Raw genomic sequence first — 22196 nt, 5'->3', positions numbered from 1 at the left:
GACGGGCCCGGCGTTCGCTTCTATCAAGTGATGGCGTGGCTTACGGCGCGCAGAAACAATGCGCCGCCGCGCGCACCGGCGGGCCGTTGCGGTCGTTGGCCTGCGCTTCCAGGTAGCGCAGCGACTCGACCAGCTTGGGCGAGGCCAGCCCCAGCACGCCGCGCAGCAGCGACGACTCCTGCAGCATGGCCATGCCGACACGCGCCTGCGCGAAGCGGCCCAGCCAGCTTTCGAACGGCGTCATCGGCTCCTCGACGTAGCGCACGGCGTAGCGGTCTTCCTTGCCCAGCTTGGCGCGCGCGGCGGCGTCGGCAATCGCGTCGCGGATGCCACCGAACGCATCCACCAGCCCGCGCTCCTTGGCCTGCGCACCGCTCCAGACGCGGCCACGCGCAACGGCGTCGATGGCGGCGACCGGCTGCTTGCGCGCGGCGGCGACCTTGCCGGTGAAATCGCGGTAACCCTTGTCGATGACGCTCTGGATCACCCGGCCGACTTCCGGATCGAGCGGACGCGTCGGATCGAACGCACCGGCCCAGCGCGTGGTGCCGACGCCATCGGTATGCACGCCGACCTTGCCGAGCGCGCGGCTGAAGTTGGGGATCAGGCCGTAGATGCCGATGGAGCCGGTGATCGTGTTGGGCTCGGCGTAGATGCGGTCGGCGTTCATGCTGATCCAGTAGCCGCCCGACGCGGCGACATCGCCCATCGACACCACCACCGGCTTGCCGGCCTGCTTCAGCGCCACCACCTCGCGGCGGATCTGCTCGGAGGCGTAGACCTCGCCGCCCGGCGAATTCACCCGCAGCACCACCGCCTTGACCTTGTCGTCGTCGCGGGCGTCGCGCAGCAGGGCCGCGGTGGTCTCGCCGCCGACCGCACCGCGCGGCTGTGCGCCCGGCAGGATCTCGCCCTCGGCCACCACCACGGCGACCTGCGGGCGGGCATCGGCTTCGACCGGCAGCTTGGGCGCGATGTGGCGCAGGTAGTTGCCGAAGGCGATCTGGCGGAAGCCGCCATCGGCCTTGTCGTCGGCGACGCCGCGCTTCGTCAGCAGCGTTTCGACTTCCTCGCGCGTCTTCAGGCCATCGACCAGCCTGTGGTCGAGCGCGTAGCGGTTGAGGTCGCCCTGCGCGGCCTCGATGCCGGCGGCCATGCCGTCGATGTCGGCCTTGAGCTTGGCGACGTCGAGCTTGCGGCGCGTGGCGACCTCGCCGAGGTAGCGGTTCCAGACATCGTTCATCCAGAACAGGCTGGCTTCCTTGGCTTCGGGCGAGGCGGAATCGCGCACGAAGGGTTCGGCGGCGGATTTGTATTCGCCCACCTTGAACAGATGCATGTCGACGCCGAGCTTGTCCTGCAGGCCTTCGCGGAAATACGGGCGATAGGCCGAGAGGCCGGTCATGTCGATGCCGTAGCCGTCGGGGTCCAGGTAGAGCTCGTCGGCCTGCGCGGCCAGCAGGTACTGGCTCTGCGACATGCCCTGGCTGAAGGCGACCACCTGCTTGCCGGAGGCACGCAGGCGCTGCAGCGCGCGCGCGACTTCGTCGAGCGAGGCGAACCCGCCGCCCTGCAGCTTGTCCACGTCCAGCAGCACGCGCTCGATGCGCTTGTCCTTGGCGGCGCCGTCGATCGCGCCGACCAGGTCACGCAGCTGCACCTGGTTGCTGCTGTTGTCGCGGCTGGCGCTCGACAGCGCACGGCTCAGCGCATCGCGGCTGTCCTGCTCGACCAGCCGGCCTTCGGGCGCCAGCACCAGCGTGGTGCGATCGGCCAGGTTGGCGCCCTGCCCGCCACCGATGGCCGCGGCGAACATCGCCAGCAGCACGATCAGCAGGATGAAGAAGAACAGCAGGTTGAGGATCAACCGGCGGGTGAAGTTCATCGCATCCCACACCCCGATGAAGAAGCGGGCGATGGGACCGCGTTGCGGCGGCGGCAGGGCGGGCAGCGGTGGCGGCTGCGGGATGGCGTTCATGGGCACACGGTTCCGGAAGTGGCGGACAGGCTAGCGCCGCGGGCGTGACCGGCGCATGCACCGAAGGTCACCCCCGACGCAAGCCGGAACGGTTCAGATGGGGATGCGGCGCGCGCTGGACAAGAAGCGCCGCGCCAGCAGGAAGGCCGCGCAGCAGAGCCCGGCGATCAGCCCGAGCCACATCCCGCGCGGGCCCCAGCCCAGGCCCAGCCCGAGCCCGGCACCGAGCGGCATGCCGATGCCCCAGTAGGCCAGCGCGGCCAGCCACATCGGCACGCGGGTGTCCTTGAGCCCGCGCAGCGCGCCGGCGGAGAGCACCTGCACGCCGTCGGGGAACTGGAACGCGGCGGCAAACAGCAGCAGGCTGCCGGCCAGTGCCGCGACCGCCGCATCCTGGGTGTAGCCCCGGGCGATGACATCGTGGCCGAACACCATCAGCAGGCCCGACAGCAGCTGGGTGCCCATGACCAGCGTCAGCCCCGCCCTCGCCGCGCGCAGGATGCCGGCGCGGTCGCCGCGACCGAGCGCGTTGCCGACCCGCACCGTGGTCGCCTCGGCGATGCCGAACGGGATCATGAAGCACAGGCTGGACACGTTGATGGCGATCTGGTGCGCCGCCGCCGGCACTTCGCCCAGCCGGCCGATCAGCAGCGCGGTGACGATGAAGAGGCTGCCTTCCATCGCCACGGTCACGCCGATCGGCAGGCCGGTCTTCAGCAGGCCGCCGATGGCCGGGCGCGATGGCGCATCGAAATGCGAAAAAAGATGCAGATCGGCGAATCGCTTCGAGCAGGCGAGATACAGCGCGAAGCCCAGCGCCTGCGCCCACATCATCGCCGCCGAGGCGATGCCCAATCCGCCCGCACCGAGTTCGGGGAAGCCCCATCGACCAAACGCCAGCGCGTAACCGAGCGGTGCCAGCACCAGCAGCCCGCCGAGGCCGAACAGCATCGTCGGCAGCGACCAGTGCAGGCCGTCGCAGAGGTAGCGCATGGCGAGGTAGAGCGTGAGCGCCGGCACGCCCCAGCGGATGCCGTGGATGAAGGCGGTCGCGCCCGGCTGGATGCCCGGCGCGATGCCGATCGCGTCCAGCGCCAGCGGGAACAGCGACATCAGGCCCAGCAGCAGCACGCCGAGCGCCAGCGCCAGCCACAGCGCCTGCCGGAACAGCGGCGCGATCTCGTCGCGGCGGCCGGCGCCATCCATCTGCGAGATGGAAGGCGGCAGCGCCATCAGCGTGCCCATCGGAATCATCATCGGCAGCCAGAACATCGCGGTGCCCACCGACACCGCCGCCAGCGTGGCGGTGCCGTGGCGGCCGGCGATCAGGCTGTCGACCAGCCCGATCATGCCCGTGGCCAGATGCCCGGCGGCGAGCGGCGCGGCCAGCTGCCCGGTGCGCGAGAGCTCGCGGCGCCAGCCGGGGGATGCGGGAAGTGGGGATGCGGACGACATGGGGCTTTGCTCGGCGGTGGCGCGATGGCGTCAGCGCGGAAGGGCCGGCTATCTTACGTGCGCCACGTTGGAGCGCAGATGACCAAGCCGAACGACCCCATCGAGCCGATCACCACCGGCATGCCGCCGGTGCGGCGCGATGCCCACGCCACCTGCCTCAACTGCGCCAGCGTGCTGCAGGGCAATTACTGCCATGTCTGCGGCCAGCACGCGCACAACCCGCTGAAGAGCTTCAAGCACGCGGTGGAAGACGTCTTCGAGTCGTTCTGGCATGTCGATGGCCGCATCCTGCGCACCCTGCTCGACCTGCTGGTGCCGGGCCGCGCCAGCCGCGCCTATCTCGCCGGCCACCGCGTGCGCTACATCCCGCCGCTGCGGCTGTACGTGATCCTGTCGCTGCTGACGTTCTTCGTCGCGCATTTCCTCGCCGCCGACATCAAGGGCGGCTTCGACATCCAGGCCGACCGCGCCGGCAACAATCCGTTCGCCACGCTCACCACCGAGCAGGCCGTCGAAGCCAAGCGCGTCGAGGTGCTGGCCGACCTGCAACGCGGCCAGGCCGAGGCCGCCGGCAGCCAGGTGGCCGATGTCGCCATCACCACCGCGCGCGGCGTGGTCAATGCGCAGGCCCAGCGCCGCATCGCCGAACTGCGCGGCGAGAAACCGCAAGGAGGCTTCATCCAGATCGACCCCGGCGACGAAAAACCGCTGGCGTCGCTGCCCGACCACCCCAGCCTGTCGCAGCGGCTGGAACACAACATCGAGCGGAACGTGCGCGCCTTCGCCCAGGACAGGCACGCGTTCGCCGAACGCATGCTCACCCACGCGCCGGGCGTGCTGCTGGTGCTGGTGCCGCTGTTCGCGCTGGTGCTGCGGCTGGTCTACCCGTTGCGCGCGATGGGCTATCTGGAACACCTGGTCGTCGCGCTCTACAGCCACGCCTTCCTGCTGCTGGTGGCGCTGGCGTGGATGCTGGCGCTGCTGCTCGACCGCGCCAGCGGCGGCAGCGTGGCCGGCACGCTGGCGGCGTGGATCCTGCCGCCGGTTACCTTCGGCTACCTGCTGTTCGCGCAGAAGCGCGTGTATGGCGATGGCTGGATGCTGACCCTGCTGCGCTTCGCCGTGACCGGCCTGCTGTATTTCGCGCTCGCCACCCTCGCGTTCGCGGCGGTGTTGATGATGTCGCTGATGCTCGGCGCATGACGCTCTACGAGGTCAACCTGCAGGTCGATGTCGCGCTGCGCGACGATTACCTGATGTGGCTGCGCGCGCATATGCGGGAGATGCTGGCTTTCGACGGCTTCGTCGATGCGACCCTGGCCGACGTCAGCGAACCCGCGCCGGCGCCGGGCCGTTTCGCGCTGTGCGTGCGCTACCGCGTCCGCGATGCGGCCAGCCTGCAGGCGTACTTCGACCAGCACGCGCCGCGCATGCGCGCCGAGGGCATCGCGCGTTTCGGCGACGGTTTCAGCGCGAGCCGGCGCATCCTCACCCTGCTCGACTGATCAGCGGTCCAGTTCGGTCAGCAGCCAGCGCAGGCGGTCGGGCGCGGGCTGGCGGATCAGGGCCTGGCGCAAGGCATCGCGCTGACCGGGCGGGGTGGAGAACGCCACCCGGCCCAGCACTTCCAACTCCTGCGGCGGCATCGACTGCAGCACGCGCAGCAGCGGCAGGCGTTCGTCCTCCGGCACGTAGGCGATCAGCGGATGCAGGCGCAGGTAGTACGGCCCGAGCGCCGCACCGAGCCGCCAGCCACGCTGTTGCTCACCGGGCAGGGCGTCGAATTTCTCGCGCAGGGCGGCCTGTTCCTCGCCGCCAAGCGCGGCGAAGGCAGCGGCCGATTCGCGCAACGCGGCCTGCTGCGCCGGCGGCAGCAACAGCCACGACTGCATCTGCGCGCGGGCATCGCGGCGCGACTGCGGAGTGAGCGCTTCCCAGGCGTCGATGCGCGCCTTCAACGCGGCGCGGGTCGTCGCATCCATCGGCGGCGGCGCGGCGCGGACGACGACCGCCACCAGCGCACACATCGCGGCCATCACACGCAGGCTACGGCGCACCCTGGCCTCCGGTATCGGCGCTCGACGCGCTGCTCTCCGGCGCCTCGAAGGTGGGCGGCGGCGGTTCGTACTCGCTGGTGCCGAGCCGCTCGGCCTGGTACCAGGCGTAGAAGGCGGTGTCCCGCGCGACGGCGGCATCGGCTTCCGACATCGACAGCAACACGCGGTCGGGATGGCTGGCGATGGCGGTATCGGCATCAAAGCGCGAAGCCACCGCCGCATCGGCCAGCGGGCGGCTGCGGATCTTCGGCTCGCCGCCCGGCATCCACCAGAACGTGGCGGCCAGCGCCAAGGCGGTGACGCCGGCGACGGCAATCAGGCCACGGCGGCGCCACGGCGAGGCGCGCGGGGCTTCGGGGGCATCGCGCCCGCCCCACTGCGGCCCGGCGACCGGCTGGCTGCGCGCGCTGGCGATGTTGACCAGCCGCGCGGCGGGCAGCTGTCGCGCCTTCGCGGCCAGCGCCTCCGACCAGGCTTGCCAGTCATCGGGGCCGGCCAGGGCTTCGGCGCGCGCCAGGGCCTGGCGGCAGGCGGCGGGCGTCCGTCCCAGCATCGCCCCCAGTTCGACATCGCCCAGCCCCGACAACGCCTTCAGCAGCACCAGCGCGCGCAGGCCGGCCGGCAGGCGCGACAGGCGGTTCAGCGGCGCGGGCAGGGCCGGCAACGGGCCGGCGGCGAGCGCGGGCGCATCCAGTAAGGCCCGCCAGAAGCGCACGCGCAGCGCGTGTTCCCCCAGCCCGGCGTCGCCGCCCTGGCCGCGCATGGCCCCGGCGACCGCGCGGTCGCCGCTCACGGCATCGCCTGAACACAGTTCAGCGAACACCGCCGCCGGGCGCTCCAGTGCTTCCTGGAGGCGGCGGAATGCGGGGTGGGAGGAGGCGTCGGCAGGCGTGGCGGGCATCAATTTCGGCTTCGCGGCTGGCCCGATGATAGCGGCAGCCCGGGACGCGACGGGCAATCACAGAAGCCCGGGTTTGGCAAGCCCGATCTGCACGTTGTGCACAGCCGTCACCGATCCGTCACCAAAGGCGTCCGATGACGGCGTTCAGCCGTGTTTCATGGATGTTTCACGGACAAGTATTTGATTTTCAAAGAATTCATCTATATGGCACATTTTTGGCCAGTCCACGCCCGGCCCTCGTTTTCAAGCGCATTTGCGATACGTCCGCAAGGCGTCCACAGACTTATCCACAAGCGGTGTGGATAAGGAGGGTTTCCCAGCGCCACCAATGACTTGCATGCCTTTCATCACAAAGCCGGGCAGGTTGCGCGGGCAAGTCCCCCCACCCCTCCGGCGGCCGATGGCCGGGGCGCGCCCGTAGAATCGCCGGATGCCCGCGCCCGCGCTTCAGCTCGCCCTCCCGGTGCCCCTGCCGCAGCTGTTCGACTACGCGCCGCCGGCCGGGCACGCGCCGTCGGCGGCGGATGTCGGGCGCCGGCTGCGGGTGCCGTTCGGGCCGCGCGAGCTGGTCGGGATCGTCGCCGGCATCGAGCCGCGCGAGGCCCCGCCCGCCGGCCTGCGCGAGGCGCTCGGCTTCCTGGACCCTGAGCCGCTGCTGGCCGGCGAACTCGCCGCCTCGCTGAACTGGCTCACCCGCTATCTGCACGCGCCGCCCGGCGAGGTGCTGGCCACCGCCCTGCCGGTCACCCTGCGCCGCGGCGAACCACTGCCCGACCTGGCCCGTCACGGCTGGCGGCTGACCGAGGCCGGCCACACCGCCCTGCCCGGCCTGCGGGCCGGCGCACCGCAGCGCCTGTCCGAATGGCTGGCCGCGCAAGCTGCCGAAGGTGTCGAGGAAGCCCTGCTCGACAGCCTGCAGCCCGGATGGCGCGGCACGATGCGCAGCCTGGGCAAACGCGATCTGGTCGAACGGGTGGCCATGTCGATGTCGCCGCCAACCGCCCACGGCGTGCCCGGCCCTGCGCTCAACCCCGAACAACGCGCCGCCGCCGAAGCGATCCGCTCGGCGTCCGGCTTCGCGCCCTTTCTGCTCGATGGCGTCACCGGCAGCGGCAAGACCGAGGTCTATCTGGATGCCATCGCCGACTGCCTCGCGCGCGGCCGGCAGGCGCTGGTGCTGGTGCCGGAGATCGGCCTGACCCCGCAGATGCTCGCACGCTTCCAGCAGCGCCTCGGTATGCCGGTCCATGCGCTGCATTCCGGCCTCAACGACGGCGAACGCGCCCGCGCCTGGTGGGCGGCGGCGCAGGGCCAGGCCCGCGTCATCGTCGGCACCCGTTCGGCGGTGTTCGTGCCGCTGCCCGAGGCCGGCCTGATCGTGATCGACGAGGAGCACGACGGCAGCTACAAGCAGTTCGACGGTATCCGCTACCACGCCCGCGACTTCGCCATCGTCCGCGCGCGGGCATTGCAGGTGCCGGTGGTGCTCGGCAGCGCGACGCCCTCGCTGGAATCCCTGCAGAACGCGCGGGCGGGCCGCTACACGCATCTGCGTCTGACCCAGCGCGCCGGTGACGCGAAACCGCCGCGCGTGCGCGTGCTCGACGTCCGCAAGCGCCCGCTGCAGGCCGGGCTGGCGCCGGAAGCGCTCGCCGCCATCCGCGCCGCGCTCGATGCCGGCGGCCAGGTGCTGGTGTTCAAGAACCGGCGCGGCTATGCCCCGGTGCTGCTCTGCCACGACTGCGGCTGGAGCGCGCACTGCCCTCGTTGCAGCACGCCCGAACATCCCACCCCGATGACCGCGCATGCCGCTGGCCGCCGCCTGCAATGCCACCACTGCGGCACGCGTCGGCCCACACCGCAGGCCTGCCCGGACTGCGCCAGCCTGGCGCTGCAGCCGCAGGGCAACGGCACCGAACGCATCGAGGAACTGCTGGCCGCCGAATTCACCGAGGTGCCGGTGATCCGCATCGACCGCGGCAGCACGCAGAAGCGCGACGCGCTGCAGGCGCACTTCGACACCCTCGGCACCCGGCCCGGCATCCTCATCGGCACCCAGATGCTGGCCAAGGGCCACGACCTGCCCAACCTGACCCTGGTCGCGGTGGTCGGCATCGACGAAGGCCTGTACTCCGCCGACTTCCGCAGCGGCGAAAAACTCGCGCAGCTGCTGGTGCAGGTGGCCGGCCGCGCCGGCCGCGCCGACAAGCCCGGCGAAGTGCTGCTGCAGACCCATCATCCCGACCACCCGCTGCTGCACACGCTGGTGCAGGGCGGCTACCACGCCTTCGCCGACGAAGAGCTTGGGTTGCGCGAAGCGGCTGCGTTGCCGCCTTTCACCCACCTGGCCCTGCTGCGCGCCGAAGCCAAACAGGTCGATGCGCCCACCCGCTTCCTCGCCGAAGCCCGTCGCCTGCTGGAAGCCGCGCAACCCGATGCCGACGCGCTGCAGCTGCACGGCCCGCTGCCCGCGCCGATGCCGCGCCGCGCCGGCTACCAGCGTATGCAGCTGGTGATCGCCGCGCCCACCCGCGCCCAGCTGCACCACGCCCTCGATGCCGCGATACCCGCGCTCTACGCACTCCCCGACGCCCGCCGAGTGCGCTGGTCGCTGGATGTGGATGCGATGGAGTTGTACTGACGCGCCACGTGGACGCACAAAACAAAACGGCCCGGTTTCCCGGGCCGTTTCACTTCAACACTGGGCGATCAATCAGGCCGCGAACAGCGCCTTCATCTTCTTCAGCGCGTTGGCCTCGATCTGGCGGATGCGCTCGGCGCTGACGCCGTATTCGTCGGCCAGTTCCTGCAGCGTCACCTTGCTGTCGGCATCCAGCCAGCGGCGCTTGATGATGTCGCGGCTGCGCGCATCCAGCGTGGCCAGGCTCTCGCGCAGCATCGACAGCTGGTGGTCCTCGCTGTCGGCACGCTCGTAGGCTTCGGAAGGATCTTCGTCGTTGGCGGCGAGATAGGCGACCGGCGACGGCGGCGCGTGGTCGTCGTCATCGGACTCCGGCGCATCGAAACCGATGTCGCGGCCCGACAGGCGCGCTTCCATCTCCATCACCTCGGCCAGCGGCACGTTGAGGTCCTGGGCGATCGTCCGCGCCTCCTCGGCGTTCATCCAGCCCAGGCGCGTCTTCGACTTGCGCAGGTTGAAGAACAGCTTGCGCTGCGCCTTGGTCGTCGCGACTTTCACGATGCGCCAGTTCTTGATGATGAACTCGTGCATCTCGGCACGGATCCAGTGCACCGCGAAGCTCACCAGGCGCACGCCCATGTCCGGGTCGAAGCGCTTGACCGCCTTCATCAGGCCGACATTGCCTTCCTGGATGAGGTCGCCCAGCTGCAGGCCGTAGCCGTTGTAGCCCCGGGCGACGTGCACCACGAAGCGCAGGTGGGCGAGGATGAGGTTTTGGGCCGCGCCGAGGTCGTTGTCCTCGCGCAGGCGGCGCGCGAGGTCCTGCTCGTCCTCGACGCTCAATACCGGAATCTGGTGCACCGCGCCGATGTAGGACTCGAGCGACCCGATGGCGCTCGGAACCGGCAGGTTGTTGGGAATCAGCGGGTACGTGGCAACCGTTGCATTCATGCGCGTGATTTTAGCAGTCGTGGGAGGGGAGTGCTAACAGCCTGGACCGGGGCTTTCCCGTCCGTTCATGCGGCGGTCCGGCCCCCGGGATGGCGATTCAAGCATCCGCCCCGTTAGCAGGAGGTGGGGGCGGGATGACAGGGCTCAAGCCCCGGCCGAACCGGCCTCGATCCGGGCCGGCAGCGACCAGTCCACCCCCTCCATTCCCCGCCGGCGCAGGTAGTCATTGGCCTGCGAGAAATGCCGGCAGCCCAGGAAGCCCCGGTGCGCCGACAGCGGCGAGGGGTGCGGGGCCTTCAGCACCCGGTGCCGGCGCGGGTCGATGACCTTGCCCTTGGCCTGCGCGTAACTGCCCCAGAGCAGGAAGACCAGGCCCTCGCGCTCGCGGTTGAGCACATCGACGACATGGTCGGTGAAGCCTTCCCAGCCCTTGCCCTGGTGGCTGCCGGCGCGGCCGTCCTCGACTGTCAGCACGCTGTTGAGCAGCAGCACGCCACGCCGGGCCCAGGGCATCAGGTAACCGTGGCCGGGCCGGACGAAGCCGACATCGGTCTCCAGTTCCTTGTAGATGTTGACGAGCGACGGCGGCACCGGCACGCCCGGCAGCACCGAGAAGCACAGCCCGTGCGCCTGGCCGGGCCCGTGGTAGGGGTCCTGGCCGAGGATCACCACCTTGACCGCATCGAACGGGGTGGCGTCGAAGGCGGCGAAGATATTGCCCGGCGCAGGGTGGATGACGGCGCCGGCCTGGCGACGCTGGCGCAGGAAAGCGGACAGCGCCTGCATGTCGTCGCGGGCGAACCAGTCGCCGATGCGCGCCTTCCACGACGGCTCCAGGCGCAGTTCGCGCGCGTCGCTCATGCCGTGGCGCGCCGGACGGCCTCCGGCATCGCCGCCAGCCGCAGCTGGAACAGCGCCTTGGTCACCAGCAGGCGTTCCTCGATGGGTTTCAGCACCAGGTCGTTGGCACCGCACTGGATCAGTTCGCGCTGGTTCTTGGCGTTCTCGTCGCCGGTCATCACCAGCACCGGCAGCCGGCGCTTGCCGTAGCCCATGCGTTCACGCACATGCGCCAGCACGTCCTTGCCGGTGAGCTGGCCGGTCAGGTAGAGGTCGGTGAGGACGAGGTCGCAGCCCGGCGCATCGCCTTCGGCGGCGCGCGCATCCAGCCAGGCGATGGCGTCCTCGGCGCTGGCGACATGGCTCACCTTGAGCTGCTGCGATTCCAGCATGCGCTTGGTGGCGAGCGCGACGACGCGGCTGTCTTCGACATACAGCACGTGCGCGCCGGGCACCGTCTTCGGGCAGACGTAGCCGCGGATGAAGGTGGCCAGCGCGCCCATGCCGAGGGATTTGTCGAAGTAGTCGGTGACTTCCTCGCCCAGGGTGCGGGCTTCGAGCCGCGCCTGCGCCTCGCCGGAAACCACGATCACCGGCACGTAGGCCTGGCCGGCGGAAGCGCGGACCGCATCGGCGATCGCCAGGCCGTCGCCATCGGGCAGGGCCAGCGAAGTGGTGACCAGGTCGACATCGCCCGCCGCCAGCTGGGTGCGTGCGGACGCGACGCTGTCGCAGTCGAACACGGTGGCGTTCGGCAGCTCCTTCGCCAACACATCGCCGATCAGCTTGCGCACCAGCTTCGAGCCATCCACCACCATCACGCGCGGGGCGTCCGACACCACATGCCGAAGGTCGTGGCGGGTCATCAGCGTTCCGGGCGCGTCTGGCGCAGGTAGTGGCCGGTGACCAGGCCGCCGCCGAGCCAGCCCAGCAGGCCGGCCGCGGCCACCACGACCAGCGCCTGCAGCGGGTTGAAGCCCTGCAGCGCGAAGCGGCTGCCGTAGCTCGCCGCCAGGTTTGCAAGCGGCGGTGCGAGGTAATGGTTGGCGGCGGTCAGCAGCGCCAGTGCGACCACGCCGGCGGCCAGCCCGTACCACGCGCCGAGATAGAGGAAGGGCCGGCGGATGAAGCCGTCGGTGGCGCCGAGCAGCTGCAGCACGCCGATCTCCTCCTTGCGCGACTGGATGTCCAGCCGCACGGTGTTGCCGACCACCAGCACCGCGCCGAGGCCGAGCAGCAATGCCAGCACCCAGGCCAGCCGGTTGCCGAACTGCAGCCACTGGTCGAGGCGCTTGCGCCAGACCGCGTCGTGCTGGACCTGTTCGGCTTCGGGCAGGGTGCGCAGGTGGTCGGCCAGCGCCAGTTCGTCGGCCTTGGGGGTGACGATGTAGAGATGCGGCAGCGGGTTGCCGTCGAGCTGGTCGATGGCGTCGCCCAATGCACTGGTCCTGCGGAATTCGGCCAGGCCCTCGTCCGGCGTCTTCCAGACCAGGTTGGCGATGTCGGCGCGGCCGCGCAGTTCCTCGGCCAGCGCGCGCGCACGTTCGAGCGAGGTGTCCTGCTTCAGGAACACGCTGATCTCGCGCGAGGCCTGCACGCTGCCGGCGAAGCGCTCCACGTTCTGCAGGATCAGGCCGAGGCCGACCGGCAGCGACAGCGCCACCGCCATCACGCCGATGGTCAGCAGCGTGGCCCAGGGCTTGCGCACCGCGCGGCCCAGGCTCGCCATCAGAGAATACAGGTGGTGGTCGAACCAGGTGCCGAGGCCGGACCGGGTGGCGGAGACCTGCGGCTTATTCATCGGCCAGATCCTCCGGCGCGATGTCGTCCACCAGCTTGCCGTGGTCGAGCACCAGCACGCGCTTGCGCATCCGCTTGACCAGGCCCAGGTCGTGGCTGGCCACCAGCACGCTGGTGCCCCGCTCGGGCAGGCTGGCGAAGAGTTCCATGATCTCGGCCGAGAGCGTCGGGTCCAGGTTGCCGGTCGGCTCGTCGGCCACCAGCAGGCGCGGCTCGCCGACCAGCGCCCGCGCGATGCCGACGCGCTGCTGCTCGCCGGCGGACAGCTGCGTGGGCAGCGCCTTCTCGCGCCCGCCCAGGCCCATCCGCTCCACCATCACCCGCACCCGCTTGCCGATCTCGCCACGGCGCATGCCGCGCAGGATCAGCGGCAGCGCCACGTTCTCGTAGACGCTGCGGTCGGTCAGCAACTGGTGGTTCTGGTAGACCACGCCCACCTCGCGCCGGTGCAGCGCGATCTTCCGCCCGCCCACCTTCAGCAGATTCCTGTCGTCGAACAGCACCGCGCCGCGGCTCGGCCGTTCGGCCAGCTGGATCAGCTTCAACAGGGTGCTCTTGCCGGCGCCGGAATGGCCGGTGACAAAGATCATCTCGCCCGGCTCCACGCCGAAGCTCACTTCGCTCAACGCTTCCTGCCCACCGGCATAGCGCTTGCTCACGTTGTCGAAGCGGAGGATGGCCATGCGTGGATTATGCCTGCCAACCGGCAGGTGGCGACGGCGCGGCGGGTGCCGGCCGTCGCAGTCCTTCAGTGCTGGCGCGAAGGTCCGCGCGTCACCAGCGACTTCAGCCCGCGCCCGATGCGCGAGATCAGCGAGTCCTTGCCGGTGGCCACGGCGGCCGGGGCCGGCGTTTCCAGCGCGCGCTTGGCCTGCGCCACCGGCCTGCACGTTGCCGGCATTCGGCGACGTGTTCGCCACCGCGCTCGACCGGCTTGCCGCTGCGGCGACGGCGGCGCTTGCGCGGTGCCTTGTCGACACCTTCAGTGACGGCGGCGGTGGGGATGGACGATGCGGCTTCGGTGCCCGCCTCGACCGGGCGCGGCGTGCGCGGCCTGCGTTCGCCACGCGGGGCATCGCCTTCGCGACGCGGGCCACGGCGTTCGCCTTCGCGGCCACGCCCGCCACCGGCACCGCCACGCGGCTTGATGCCGCGCTTGGCGTCGTCGGCGGCCTTCTGCTCACGCGCCTCGCGGAAGATCTCGCCGATCGACTCGCCTTCGGCCGCATCCACTTCCACGCCTTCGCGCGGCTTGCGCGGCAGCGCGGTCATCAGTTCCTGCGTGACCGGCTCGGACGGGATCTTCTGTTCGATGTAGGCCTCGATGTCCGGCAGCGACATCGCATAGCGCTCGCAGGCGAAGCTGATCGCGTCGCCTTCCGCACCCAACCGCGCGGTGCGGCCGATGCGGTGAACGTAGTCCTCGGCATCGAACGGCAGGTCGTAGTTGTAGACGTGCGACACGCCATCGATGTGCAGGCCGCGCGCGGCGACGTCGGTGGCGACCAGGATTTCCAGCTGGCCGGCCTGGAACTTCTTCAGCAGCGACTCGCGCTTCTTCTGCGGCACGTCACCCGACAGTACGCCGACGCGGTAGCCGGCACGTTCCAGCGCCCGCGCCACGCGCTCGACGAACGCCTTGGTGTTGACGAAGACCATGGTCCGCGCGCCTTCGCTGCGCGACAGCAGGCCCAGCAGCAGCGGCAGCTTTTCCTCGTCCGCCGGGTAGTAGAGCTTCTGGCGGACCTTGGCGGCGGTGATGTGCTCGGTCTCGACGACCAGCTTCTCCGGCTCGTTCATGTGCTCGTAGGCGAGCTCCAGCACGCGGTGGCTGAGCGTGGCCGAGAACAGCAGGGTCTGGCGCTCGGTGCGTACCGGCATGCGCCGCAGCAGGAAGCGGATGTCCTTGATGAAGCCGAGGTCGAACATGCGGTCGGCCTCGTCCAGGATGCAGACCTCGCAGGCGTGCAGGCTGACCACCTTGTGCTGCTTGACGTAGTCGATCAGGCGGCCCGGGGTGGCGATGATGATGTCGGCGCCGGCCTGCAGCTGCGCGCGCTGCTTGTCGTAGTCCACGCCGCCGTACACCAGCGCGATCTTCAGGCCCAGGTCGGAACCGAACTTCATCGCATCCTTGTGGATCTGGATGGCGAGCTCGCGGGTCGGGGCCAGGATCAGGCAGCGCGGGTCTTCCGGCTTCCGCTCGGCCAGCGCCGGGCGGGTCAGCAGGCGGTTGATGGCGGCGACCAGGAAGGCCAGCGTCTTGCCGGTGCCGGTCTGGGCCTGGCCGGCGACGTCGCGGCCGGCGAGCGCCAGCGGCAAAGTCAGCGCCTGGATGGGCGTGCAGCGGGTGAAGCCCGCGGCTTCGAGGCCTGCGAGCAGGCTCGGATGCAGGCCGAAGGAGGAAAAAGTGACGTCGGTCAGCGGTTTGTCGGACATGGATTCCCGGTCGGCGCGAAGGGCGCGCTTGCAAGACGATGGGGCGCGCCGCAGACTCGTGAACGGTGCCGCGCGGGCGTTGAGGCGGGCTTGAAACCGCCGCGATAACGCCCCAGTTTAGCAAGACGCCCCCCTTCCGCCATTTCCGGAGTCCCCATGAGCGACAACGTCATCCACGCCACCGATGCCGACTTCACCCAGCAGGTGCTGGAATCCGACGTGCCCGTGCTGGTGGACTTCTGGGCCCCGTGGTGCGGCCCGTGCCGGATGATCGCCCCCGCGCTCGACCAGCTGGCCACCGAATACGCCGGCAAGGCGAAGGTGGTGAAGGTCGACATCGACCAGAACCAGGCCACCGCGCTCAAGTACCACGTGCGCTCCATTCCGATGCTGCTGGTCTTCAAGAACGGCCAGGTGCAGGACACCCAGGTCGGCGCCGTCGGCAAGCCGCAGCTGGCCCAGCTGATCGACCGGTCGCTCTGAGCCGCGAAACCCCGCATTCCGGAACCTGTACCGCGGCCGCCCTGTGCGGCCGCTTCCACATCCACGGGCTTGCCGCGCCGCGGCCACGGTGCTAATTTCCGCCTGTCCGGCGCGTCCCGTCCTTGCAGACCCGCAGCGCCGCACCCTTCTGATTCACTCCCCACGACGCCCTCCGACCCGCTCAGGGCGCTCGCCATTGCAAGGATTTCCCGCTTGTCAGACGACACCCAGACCCCCGAGGCTCCCGCGCCCAAGCGTCGCGGCCGCCCACCCAAGGCCCGTCCCGAGGCAGATGCCGCCCACGCCACCCCGCCGGATTCGCCTTCGCCGGCCGTGCCGGTGACCGATACCCCGCCCGCCCCGCCGCCGATGGAATCGGCCCCGCGCGAGGCCGGTGCCCCCGAAGCCCAGGGCCAGAACGACGGTGCGCAGAACGGCAACGGCCAGCCGCGCGACGACGGCCAGCGCTTCAACAACAACAATCGCCGCGAGCGCTTCAAGAACCGCCGCGACCGCCAGCGTGACCGCCAGCGCGACCAGGGTTTCCCGGACGACTTCGGCGCGCAGGAGGCCTTCGTGCCGCGCCCGCACCCGCAGGTGCCGGAAGACTTCCCGCAGTACTCGCTGTCCGATCTGAAGCGGATGCCGGCGCCCAAGCTGCTCGACATCGCCGAACAGCTGCAGATCCATGAAGGCGTGGCCCGCGCACGCAAGCAGGACATCATCTTCGCGCTGCTGAAGGTGCTGACCCGCCACGGCGAAGGCGTCGCCGCCGACGGCGTGCTGGAGATCCTGCCGGACGGCTTCGGCTTCCTGCGCGCGGCCGAGGCCAGCTACCTGGCCGGCCCGGACGACGTCTACATCAGCCCGAGCCAGATCCGCCGCTTCAACCTGCGCACCGGCGACCACATCGCCGGCCGCATCCGCTGGCCGAAGGACGGCGAGCGCTACTTCGCGCTGAACGTGGTCGATACCATCAACGGCGAGCCGATCGAGGCGTCGAAGAACAAGACCCTGTTCGAGAACCTGACGCCGCTGTTCCCGCGCAAGCGCTTCAAGCTGGAGCGCGGCGATGGTTCCAGCGAAGACATCACCGGCCGCATCCTCGATTTGATGGCCCCGCAGGGCAAGGGCCAGCGTGCGCTGATCGTCAGCCCGCCGAAGGCCGGCAAGACGATGATGATGCAGCAGATCGCATCGGCCATTACCTACAACCATCCCGACGTGCACCTGATCGTGCTGCTGATCGACGAGCGCCCGGAAGAAGTGACCGAAATGCAGCGCACCGTGCGCGGCGAAGTCATCTCGTCCACGTTCGATGAACCGGCCGCGCGCCACGTGCAGGTCGCGGAAATGGTGATCGAACGCGCCAAGCGTCTGGTCGAGCACAAGAAGGATGTCGTCATCCTGCTCGACTCGATCACCCGCCTCGCCCGCGCCTACAACAACGTGCTGCCGTCCAGCGGCAAGGTGCTGACCGGCGGCGTGGACGCCAACGCGATGCATCGCCCGAAGCGCTTCTTCGGTGCCGCGCGCAATGTTGAGGAAGGCGGTTCGCTGACCATCATCGCGACCGCGCTGGTCGATACCGGCAGCGCGATGGACAAGGTGATCTACGAGGAGTTCAAGGGCACCGGCAACTCGGAAGTCCACCTGGACCGCCGCATCACCGAGAAGCGCGTGTACCCGGCGATCGGCGTCAACCTGTCCGGCACCCGCCGCGAGGACCTGCTGATCGAACCGGACCTGCTGCAGAAGATCTGGATCCTGCGCAAGCTCATCCACCCGATGGACGAGATCGCCGCGATGGAATTCCTGCTCGACAAGATGAAGCAGACCAAGTCGAACGACGAGTTCTTCGCCTCGATGAAGCGCTGAGTCCGGAACGCCGCGACGCAAAAGGAAACGCCCCGGGATACCGGGGCGTTTTTGTTGGGCGATGTCGCGGCGGTCAGAGCATTGGGACGCCCGACAGCGGCTTGATCAGCGACTTCTCGCCGGACATCAGGTTCTCGGTGCCATCGACGTCGGAGATACCGACGCGTGCGGCATCGCCCAGCCACACGGCGGCGCGCAGCGGGCCACGCTGTTCCTGGCGCCATTTGCCCGGTTGGCGCAACTCATTCGAATCGTTGCGCTTGCCTTCCATCCAATAGTTGATGGCCAGATAGCCCGAGCGCGAACGCGGATCGTCAAGATCGGCCTGCGGGCCGAACGCGACGCGCATGCGCCTCACTGCGCGCAGGGATTCCTTCTCCATCTCCGCCACTGCCTGCTCCAGCACATCCGAATGGCCGCGCACGTTGAACATGGCCGACTGCACGATGATCGCGTCCTCCACTTTGCCCTCGGCATCGAACAAGATTTGCACCAGCGCCGAGCCATTGACGTTATTGGCCAGCATGAGCGCGGGGTACTTGGGTCGCGCGGTGGTCACCACATCGATACCCTTTTCGTGCGCCGCTCCCCGGTAGTCGGGTTTCTTTCCGTCGTGGAAACGGACGTTCTCGAGCGTCACCGTGTAGTCGTCCCCGGCGGCTTCCCGCGCGACGAACGTCAACCGCATGAAGGTCTTGGCCAGCACCGGCTTGCCCGCATCGTCGGTGATCGGCTTGAAGCGCCAGCCGGCAATGCTCTTGTCGATCATGGCCTTGATGCCGGACGGCACTTCGGTGGTGATGCGGTGCTCCCGGACTTCGCCTTCAGGCGAGATCAGGAGTTCGCCATCGACGCGCATCGACATCACCGATTCGGATTTGGCCACCTCGATGGCCGCCTGCGGCAGCTTCTTGCCAGTCTGCGCCTGCAGCGGCGCGGCCAACACGCAGGCCGCCAGCAGCAGGCCAAGCGGCATCACGTTCAACTTCATCATCGTGCCCCTCCGTGGAATGGGCCGATGGTGCCACGGCCCGGTGACGCGGCGCGAGTCAGCGGCCGGGTTCGCGCAGGAAACGCGCCATCGACGGGGTGCCGGCATCGCTGGCGAATTCGGCGGCGACATCCATGAAACCGCGCATCGCGGCGATCTCGCGCGGGGGTGCGGTTGAGGCGGTCGCGCAGGTTGGGGTCGGCGCCGTGGCGCAGCAGCACGCGCACCACCTGGCCCATCCCGTGCAGGGCGGCGAGGTGCAACGGCCCGAAGCCGCGCTGGTCCTGCATCGGCAGGGTGGCGCCTTCTTCGAGCAGGCGTTCGAGGCCGGCGACCAGCACGTCCTCGTCGCAGGCGGCGCCGGGTTCGGCACGCGCACCGAGCAGCAACAGCAGCGGGGTGAGGCCGGTCACGGTGGCTTCGTCGGCTTCGGCGCCGGCCAGGTGCAGGGTGTCGAACAGGGCGAGCAGGCGCGCGCGGTCGTGGGTGGCGAAGCCGAACAGCGCGGCGCAATGCATCGGCTTGAGGCCTTCGGCATCGCCCAGGTGCAGGTCGGCGCCGGCGGCGAGCAGGCGCGAGACCATGTCGGGCAGGCCAAGCGCGGAGGCCAGCATCAGCACAGTGACGTCGCCGGGCAGGCGTTGTTCGACATCCGCGCCCGCCGCCAGCAGCGCATCGACGACACCGAGGTGACGCATGCTCACCGCCGCCGACAACGGCGTGGCGCCGCTTTCCGCGGCCAGCCCGGCATCGGCGCCGGCGGCGAGCAGGCGCGACACCACCGCCTCGTGGCCACCGCCGGCGGCGCGCAGCAGGGCGCTGCAGCCCTGGGCGTCGCGGGTGTCGACGTCGAAACCGAAAATGCAGCAGGCGGCCGAGCGCGTCGGCATCGCCGAGGATCGCGGCGGAGGCGAGATCGCTGGCGCGCAGCGCCCGGCCGGGATGCGGCCAGCCGCGCCAGTCGAGCCAGCCGGCGAGCTCGCGACGGCCACTGGCCAGCGCCACGCCGAGCGCGGTCTGGCCGTCGCCGGCGCGGGCAGCGGGCTGGGCGCCGTGGCGGATCAGCAGCGGGACGATCGACTCCAGGCCGAGCGCGCTCGCCACATGCAGCGGGGTCAGGCCGCGTTCGTCGGCCTGGTTGGGATCGGCGCCACGCTCCAGCAGGCCGCGCGCGAGCGGCAGCCAGCCCAGGCGCAGGGCGAGCAGCAGCGGCGATTCGCCGCTGGCATGCGGCGCGAAGGTGTCAGCACCGCGCGCGAGCAGTTCAAGCGCGAGCTGCTGGCCTTCGGTCTCCGGCACGCGGGCGGCGAGGCAGGCGGCCAGATAGCGGGCCAGGCCCGCGGCGCCGGCCGGCGATGCGCCCGCCGCCAGCAGTTCGCGCAGCATCGCGCGGGACTCGGGCTGGCCGGCCTTGGCCAGCAGCGCGAACACGGCGGTGTCGCCATCAGGGCCACGGGCTTCGAGCGTGGGGCGATGCGGCAGCAGCAGGGCGATGCGTGCGGGGTCGAGCGAAGCCGCCTCCACCAGCGCACGCCCGCGCTCATCGGCGCTGAGCAAGGTCACGCTGCGCGCGATGGCCTCGCGGTCGGCGGCGGCGAGCGCTTCGGCGAGCAGCTGCATCGGCGGGCGGGCGACTTCGGCGGCGTCATCCGCCCCATCGACGGTGGGCAGCGGGTAATTGGGATCGATGGCGCCGACCAGCGCCCAGCGACCGGCGGCGACCGCGCGTTGCACGGCGCTCGTGCCCTGGGCATCAACGCGCTCGGTGTCCAGCCCGCGTTCGCGCAGCCAGCGTGCCAGCGCCGCGTTGGCCTGGCCTTCGTCCATCGCCCGCATCAGCGCATCGCGGCCTTCGGCATCCACGGCGGAGAGGTCGGCGCCGTTTTCCAGCAAGGCTTCCAGCACCGGCTGCTGGCCGCTGCCCGCCGCCGCGAGCCAGGCATCGAGGCCGGCATCGTCGCGCTGGCGGGCATCGGCGCCGGCATCGAGCAGGGTCTGGACGATGGCGACATGGCCGGCCGCCGCGGCGTGGTGCAGGGCGCTGCGGCCATCCGCGCCGCGCGCGTTGACCGCCGCCTTGTGGCGCAGCAGGTATTGCACGCCGGCCGGGTCGTCTTCTTCGGTGGCGGCCGCGGCCAGCAGGACCGGATCGCCGCCGGCCGGATGCGTCTTCGCGCCGCGCTCGGACAGGAACTTGGCCAGCCGCCAGTTGCCGGACAGGCAGGCCATCGCCAGCGGCGACTGGCGGGCGTCGTTGAGCGTGTCGATCTCGGCGGCGGCATCCAGCAGCAGCGCGGCCACGCCCGGATCGGTACTGCGCGCGGCGTGATGCAGTGGCGTGTTGCCCTCGTCGTCGCGGGCGCGCGGGTCGGCGCCATTGGCGAGCAGGGTCATCACCGCCTCGGGGCGGCCGTGCCAGCTGTCGCGGGTGGCGGCCAGCAACGGGGTGAGCCGGCGCGCCTCGGCACCCAGCGGCACGCCGCGCTGGATCAGCGTGCGCAGCAGGCGCAGGTCGGGCAACACGGCGGCCAGCTGGGCCAGGCCGCGCTGGTCGCGCTCACCGGCGGGCGGCGGCGACAGCGGATCGGCGCCGGATTCGAGCAGGGCCAGCGCGCGATCGACGCGGCCGGCGCGGGCGGCGGCGTAGAGCTCGGCGCTGGCGGTCGCGATCTGTTCGGGCGAAAAAACGGGCGCCGATGCTTCGGTGGATGTGGTGGCGGCCGGCACGTCGGCCGCTTCCGCCGACAGTGTTTCCGTGGGGATGGGCGATGCCGGCGCGTCCGCCGCGAACTCCTCATCCACCACCACATCGGCGGCGGGCGGCGCGAACAGTGTGTCCAGTTCGATGCGGTCGGCGTTGCGCAGTTGGCGGGTTTCCGCTTCGGCGCGGGCGACGCGCACCACTGCCTCTTCGCGCCGCTGGCGCAGCACCGGCACGATGGCGATGACCGCCATCAGCACCGCGAGCGTCCAGCGCACCGGCATCGCCCACAAACCGGGCCAGCCGATGGCGATGCCGCCGACCAGCAGCACGGCCACCGGCACGGCGATCTTCAAGCCACGCCACGCGGCGGGATCGAGCTGGATGACGCGGCGCCAGTCACGCATGTCCGACAACTCGCCGGCCAGGGCGCGGGCGAACAGCGGCCAGCCACGCCACGCCGCCAGCAGCACGACACCACTCGCCGCCGAAATTCCCAGCGCCGACCACAGGCTGCCACCGCGCACGAAGGCCGTCAGCGGCCACGCCAGCAACAAAGCCGCTAACAGCAGGCCGGCGGCCCACAGCCGCGCGAGTGCGTTGAGCGACGGCTTCCAGTCCCCGCGCGCCAGCGCCAGCCCGCACAGCAGCAGGCCGGCCAGCACCGCCAGCGGCGCGGCGATGCCGAGCTGCGGGGTGGCCAGCAGCGCGAGTGCGCCAGGCAGGGCGAGCCAGCGGCGCGAGGCGCGGGTGCGCGCGGTCTCAGGCATCCGTGCCCCAGTCCTCGCTCATCGGGTCGGCGGCGAGCGTGGTCGGCAGCTGCAGGTGGAAGCCCTGCGTCTCCAGGCTCTTCATCACCTCGCGCTGGTTGCCACGCGCCAGCCGGCGTTCGGGCGTGAGCGCGACCTCGAGCAGGAAGTCCAGCGGCCCCAGTTGCGCGCGCAGCGTGTCGGGCAGCAGCGCGAAATCCTCGCGTTCGGCCAGATACACATAGGTGTCGGCACGTTTCCGGCTTTTGTAGACGTAGGCGAGCATGGGCGCATCAAGGGGGAATGCCCGGAATTGTGCGCGAATTCCGCCG

The 22196-nt window shown here is 70.4% G+C and carries 17 protein-coding genes and 1 pseudogene; 5 read left to right on the top strand and 13 right to left on the bottom strand.

All coding sequences use genetic code 11. From position 1 onward, the window contains the following. Positions 1 to 40: 40 nt before the first annotated feature. A complete protein-coding gene (gene sppA, locus DCD74_RS11150; RefSeq protein WP_112927373.1) occupies positions 41 to 1978 on the bottom strand; it encodes a signal peptide peptidase SppA in 1938 nt (645 codons plus the stop codon). 93 nt (positions 1979 to 2071) lie between these two features. Beyond that, on the bottom strand, positions 2072 to 3433 hold the full coding sequence (locus DCD74_RS11145; protein ID WP_112927372.1) for an MATE family efflux transporter: 1362 nt from the start codon (positions 3431 to 3433) through the stop codon (positions 2072 to 2074). Between the two features lie 78 nt (positions 3434 to 3511). Here DCD74_RS11145 and DCD74_RS12735 point away from each other — a divergent pair, with 78 nt between their 5' ends. Both DCD74_RS12735 and DCD74_RS11135 read left to right on the top strand, forming a co-directional pair. Beyond that, a complete protein-coding gene (locus DCD74_RS12735; RefSeq protein WP_162616001.1) occupies positions 3512 to 4636 on the top strand; it encodes a DUF3667 domain-containing protein in 1125 nt (374 codons plus the stop codon). Next, complete coding sequence (locus DCD74_RS11135) at positions 4633 to 4938, top strand: DUF4286 family protein (RefSeq protein ID WP_112927371.1); 306 nt, start codon at positions 4633 to 4635, stop codon at positions 4936 to 4938. Before DCD74_RS12735 ends, DCD74_RS11135 begins: the two co-directional genes overlap by 4 nt. On the opposite strand, the gene DCD74_RS11130 is transcribed toward DCD74_RS11135, so the two are convergent. Both DCD74_RS11130 and DCD74_RS12730 read right to left on the bottom strand, forming a co-directional pair. Next, a complete protein-coding gene (locus DCD74_RS11130; protein WP_162616000.1) occupies positions 4939 to 5490 on the bottom strand; it encodes a DUF3106 domain-containing protein in 552 nt (183 codons plus the stop codon). Further along, the gene (locus DCD74_RS12730; protein ID WP_162615999.1) at positions 5480 to 6391 is read right to left on the bottom strand and encodes an RNA polymerase sigma factor sigma-70 region 4 domain-containing protein; all 912 of its coding nucleotides are present in this window, start codon (positions 6389 to 6391) and stop codon (positions 5480 to 5482) included. Before DCD74_RS12730 ends, DCD74_RS11130 begins: the two co-directional genes overlap by 11 nt. Before the next feature lie 430 nt (positions 6392 to 6821). Between DCD74_RS12730 and DCD74_RS11120 the strand changes: the two genes are divergently transcribed. Further along, entirely contained in the window at positions 6822 to 9032 is a 2211-nt protein-coding gene (locus tag DCD74_RS11120) for a primosomal protein N' (protein ID WP_112927368.1), read from the top strand. Positions 9033 to 9104: 72 nt separating this feature from the next. Here the strand turns inward: DCD74_RS11120 and rpoH are convergent, their stop codons facing one another. The 6 genes from rpoH to rhlB form a co-directional block, all read right to left on the bottom strand. Further along, on the bottom strand, positions 9105 to 9983 hold the full coding sequence (rpoH, locus tag DCD74_RS11115; protein WP_112927367.1) for an RNA polymerase sigma factor RpoH: 879 nt from the start codon (positions 9981 to 9983) through the stop codon (positions 9105 to 9107). Positions 9984 to 10127: 144 nt separating this feature from the next. Beyond that, positions 10128 to 10844 (bottom strand): uracil-DNA glycosylase, encoded by a 717-nt coding sequence (gene ung, locus DCD74_RS11110; protein WP_112927366.1) that lies wholly within the window; start codon positions 10842 to 10844, stop codon positions 10128 to 10130. Then, entirely contained in the window at positions 10841 to 11689 is an 849-nt protein-coding gene (locus DCD74_RS11105) for a response regulator (protein ID WP_112927365.1), read from the bottom strand. The genes ung and DCD74_RS11105 overlap by 4 nt, the downstream gene beginning before the upstream one ends. Beyond that, a complete protein-coding gene (gene ftsX, locus DCD74_RS11100; protein ID WP_112927364.1) occupies positions 11689 to 12624 on the bottom strand; it encodes a permease-like cell division protein FtsX in 936 nt (311 codons plus the stop codon). Before ftsX ends, DCD74_RS11105 begins: the two co-directional genes overlap by 1 nt. Further along, positions 12617 to 13306: a cell division ATP-binding protein FtsE gene (ftsE, locus tag DCD74_RS11095; protein WP_112927363.1), complete on the bottom strand. Its 690-nt coding sequence runs from the start codon at positions 13304 to 13306 to the stop codon at positions 12617 to 12619. The genes ftsX and ftsE overlap by 8 nt, the downstream gene beginning before the upstream one ends. A 127-nt stretch (positions 13307 to 13433) precedes the next feature. Continuing rightward, complete coding sequence (gene rhlB, locus DCD74_RS11090) at positions 13434 to 15062, bottom strand: ATP-dependent RNA helicase RhlB (protein ID WP_112927362.1); 1629 nt, start codon at positions 15060 to 15062, stop codon at positions 13434 to 13436. A gap of 156 nt (positions 15063 to 15218) precedes the next feature. Here rhlB and trxA point away from each other — a divergent pair, with 156 nt between their 5' ends. Both trxA and rho read left to right on the top strand, forming a co-directional pair. Continuing rightward, positions 15219 to 15545, top strand: a complete 327-nt coding sequence (trxA, locus tag DCD74_RS11085; protein ID WP_112927361.1) for a thioredoxin — start codon at positions 15219 to 15221, stop codon at positions 15543 to 15545. A 204-nt stretch (positions 15546 to 15749) separates the two neighbouring features. After that, entirely contained in the window at positions 15750 to 17423 is a 1674-nt protein-coding gene (gene rho / locus DCD74_RS11080) for a transcription termination factor Rho (RefSeq protein WP_112927818.1), read from the top strand. Between the two features lie 73 nt (positions 17424 to 17496). Here the strand turns inward: rho and DCD74_RS11075 are convergent, their stop codons facing one another. The 3 genes and pseudogenes from DCD74_RS11075 to DCD74_RS11065 form a co-directional block, all read right to left on the bottom strand. Continuing rightward, entirely contained in the window at positions 17497 to 18417 is a 921-nt protein-coding gene (locus DCD74_RS11075; RefSeq protein ID WP_112927360.1) for an energy transducer TonB, read from the bottom strand. Between the two features lie 55 nt (positions 18418 to 18472). Continuing rightward, positions 18473 to 21885: pseudogene (locus tag DCD74_RS11070) on the bottom strand (ankyrin repeat domain-containing protein). Continuing rightward, positions 21878 to 22150, bottom strand: coding sequence for a YcgL domain-containing protein (locus DCD74_RS11065; RefSeq protein ID WP_112927359.1), 273 nt, complete (start codon positions 22148 to 22150; stop codon positions 21878 to 21880). The pseudogene DCD74_RS11070 and the gene DCD74_RS11065 overlap by 8 nt, the downstream one beginning before the upstream one ends. Between the last annotated feature and the right edge of the window lie 46 nt (positions 22151 to 22196).

This window comes from Lysobacter oculi (assembly GCF_003293695.1).
In the GTDB taxonomy this organism is placed as follows: Bacteria; Pseudomonadota; Gammaproteobacteria; order Xanthomonadales; family Xanthomonadaceae; genus Solilutibacter; species Solilutibacter oculi.
Note: the sequence above shows the minus strand (reverse complement) of the source record. Positions and strands in the feature narration are given on the sequence as shown.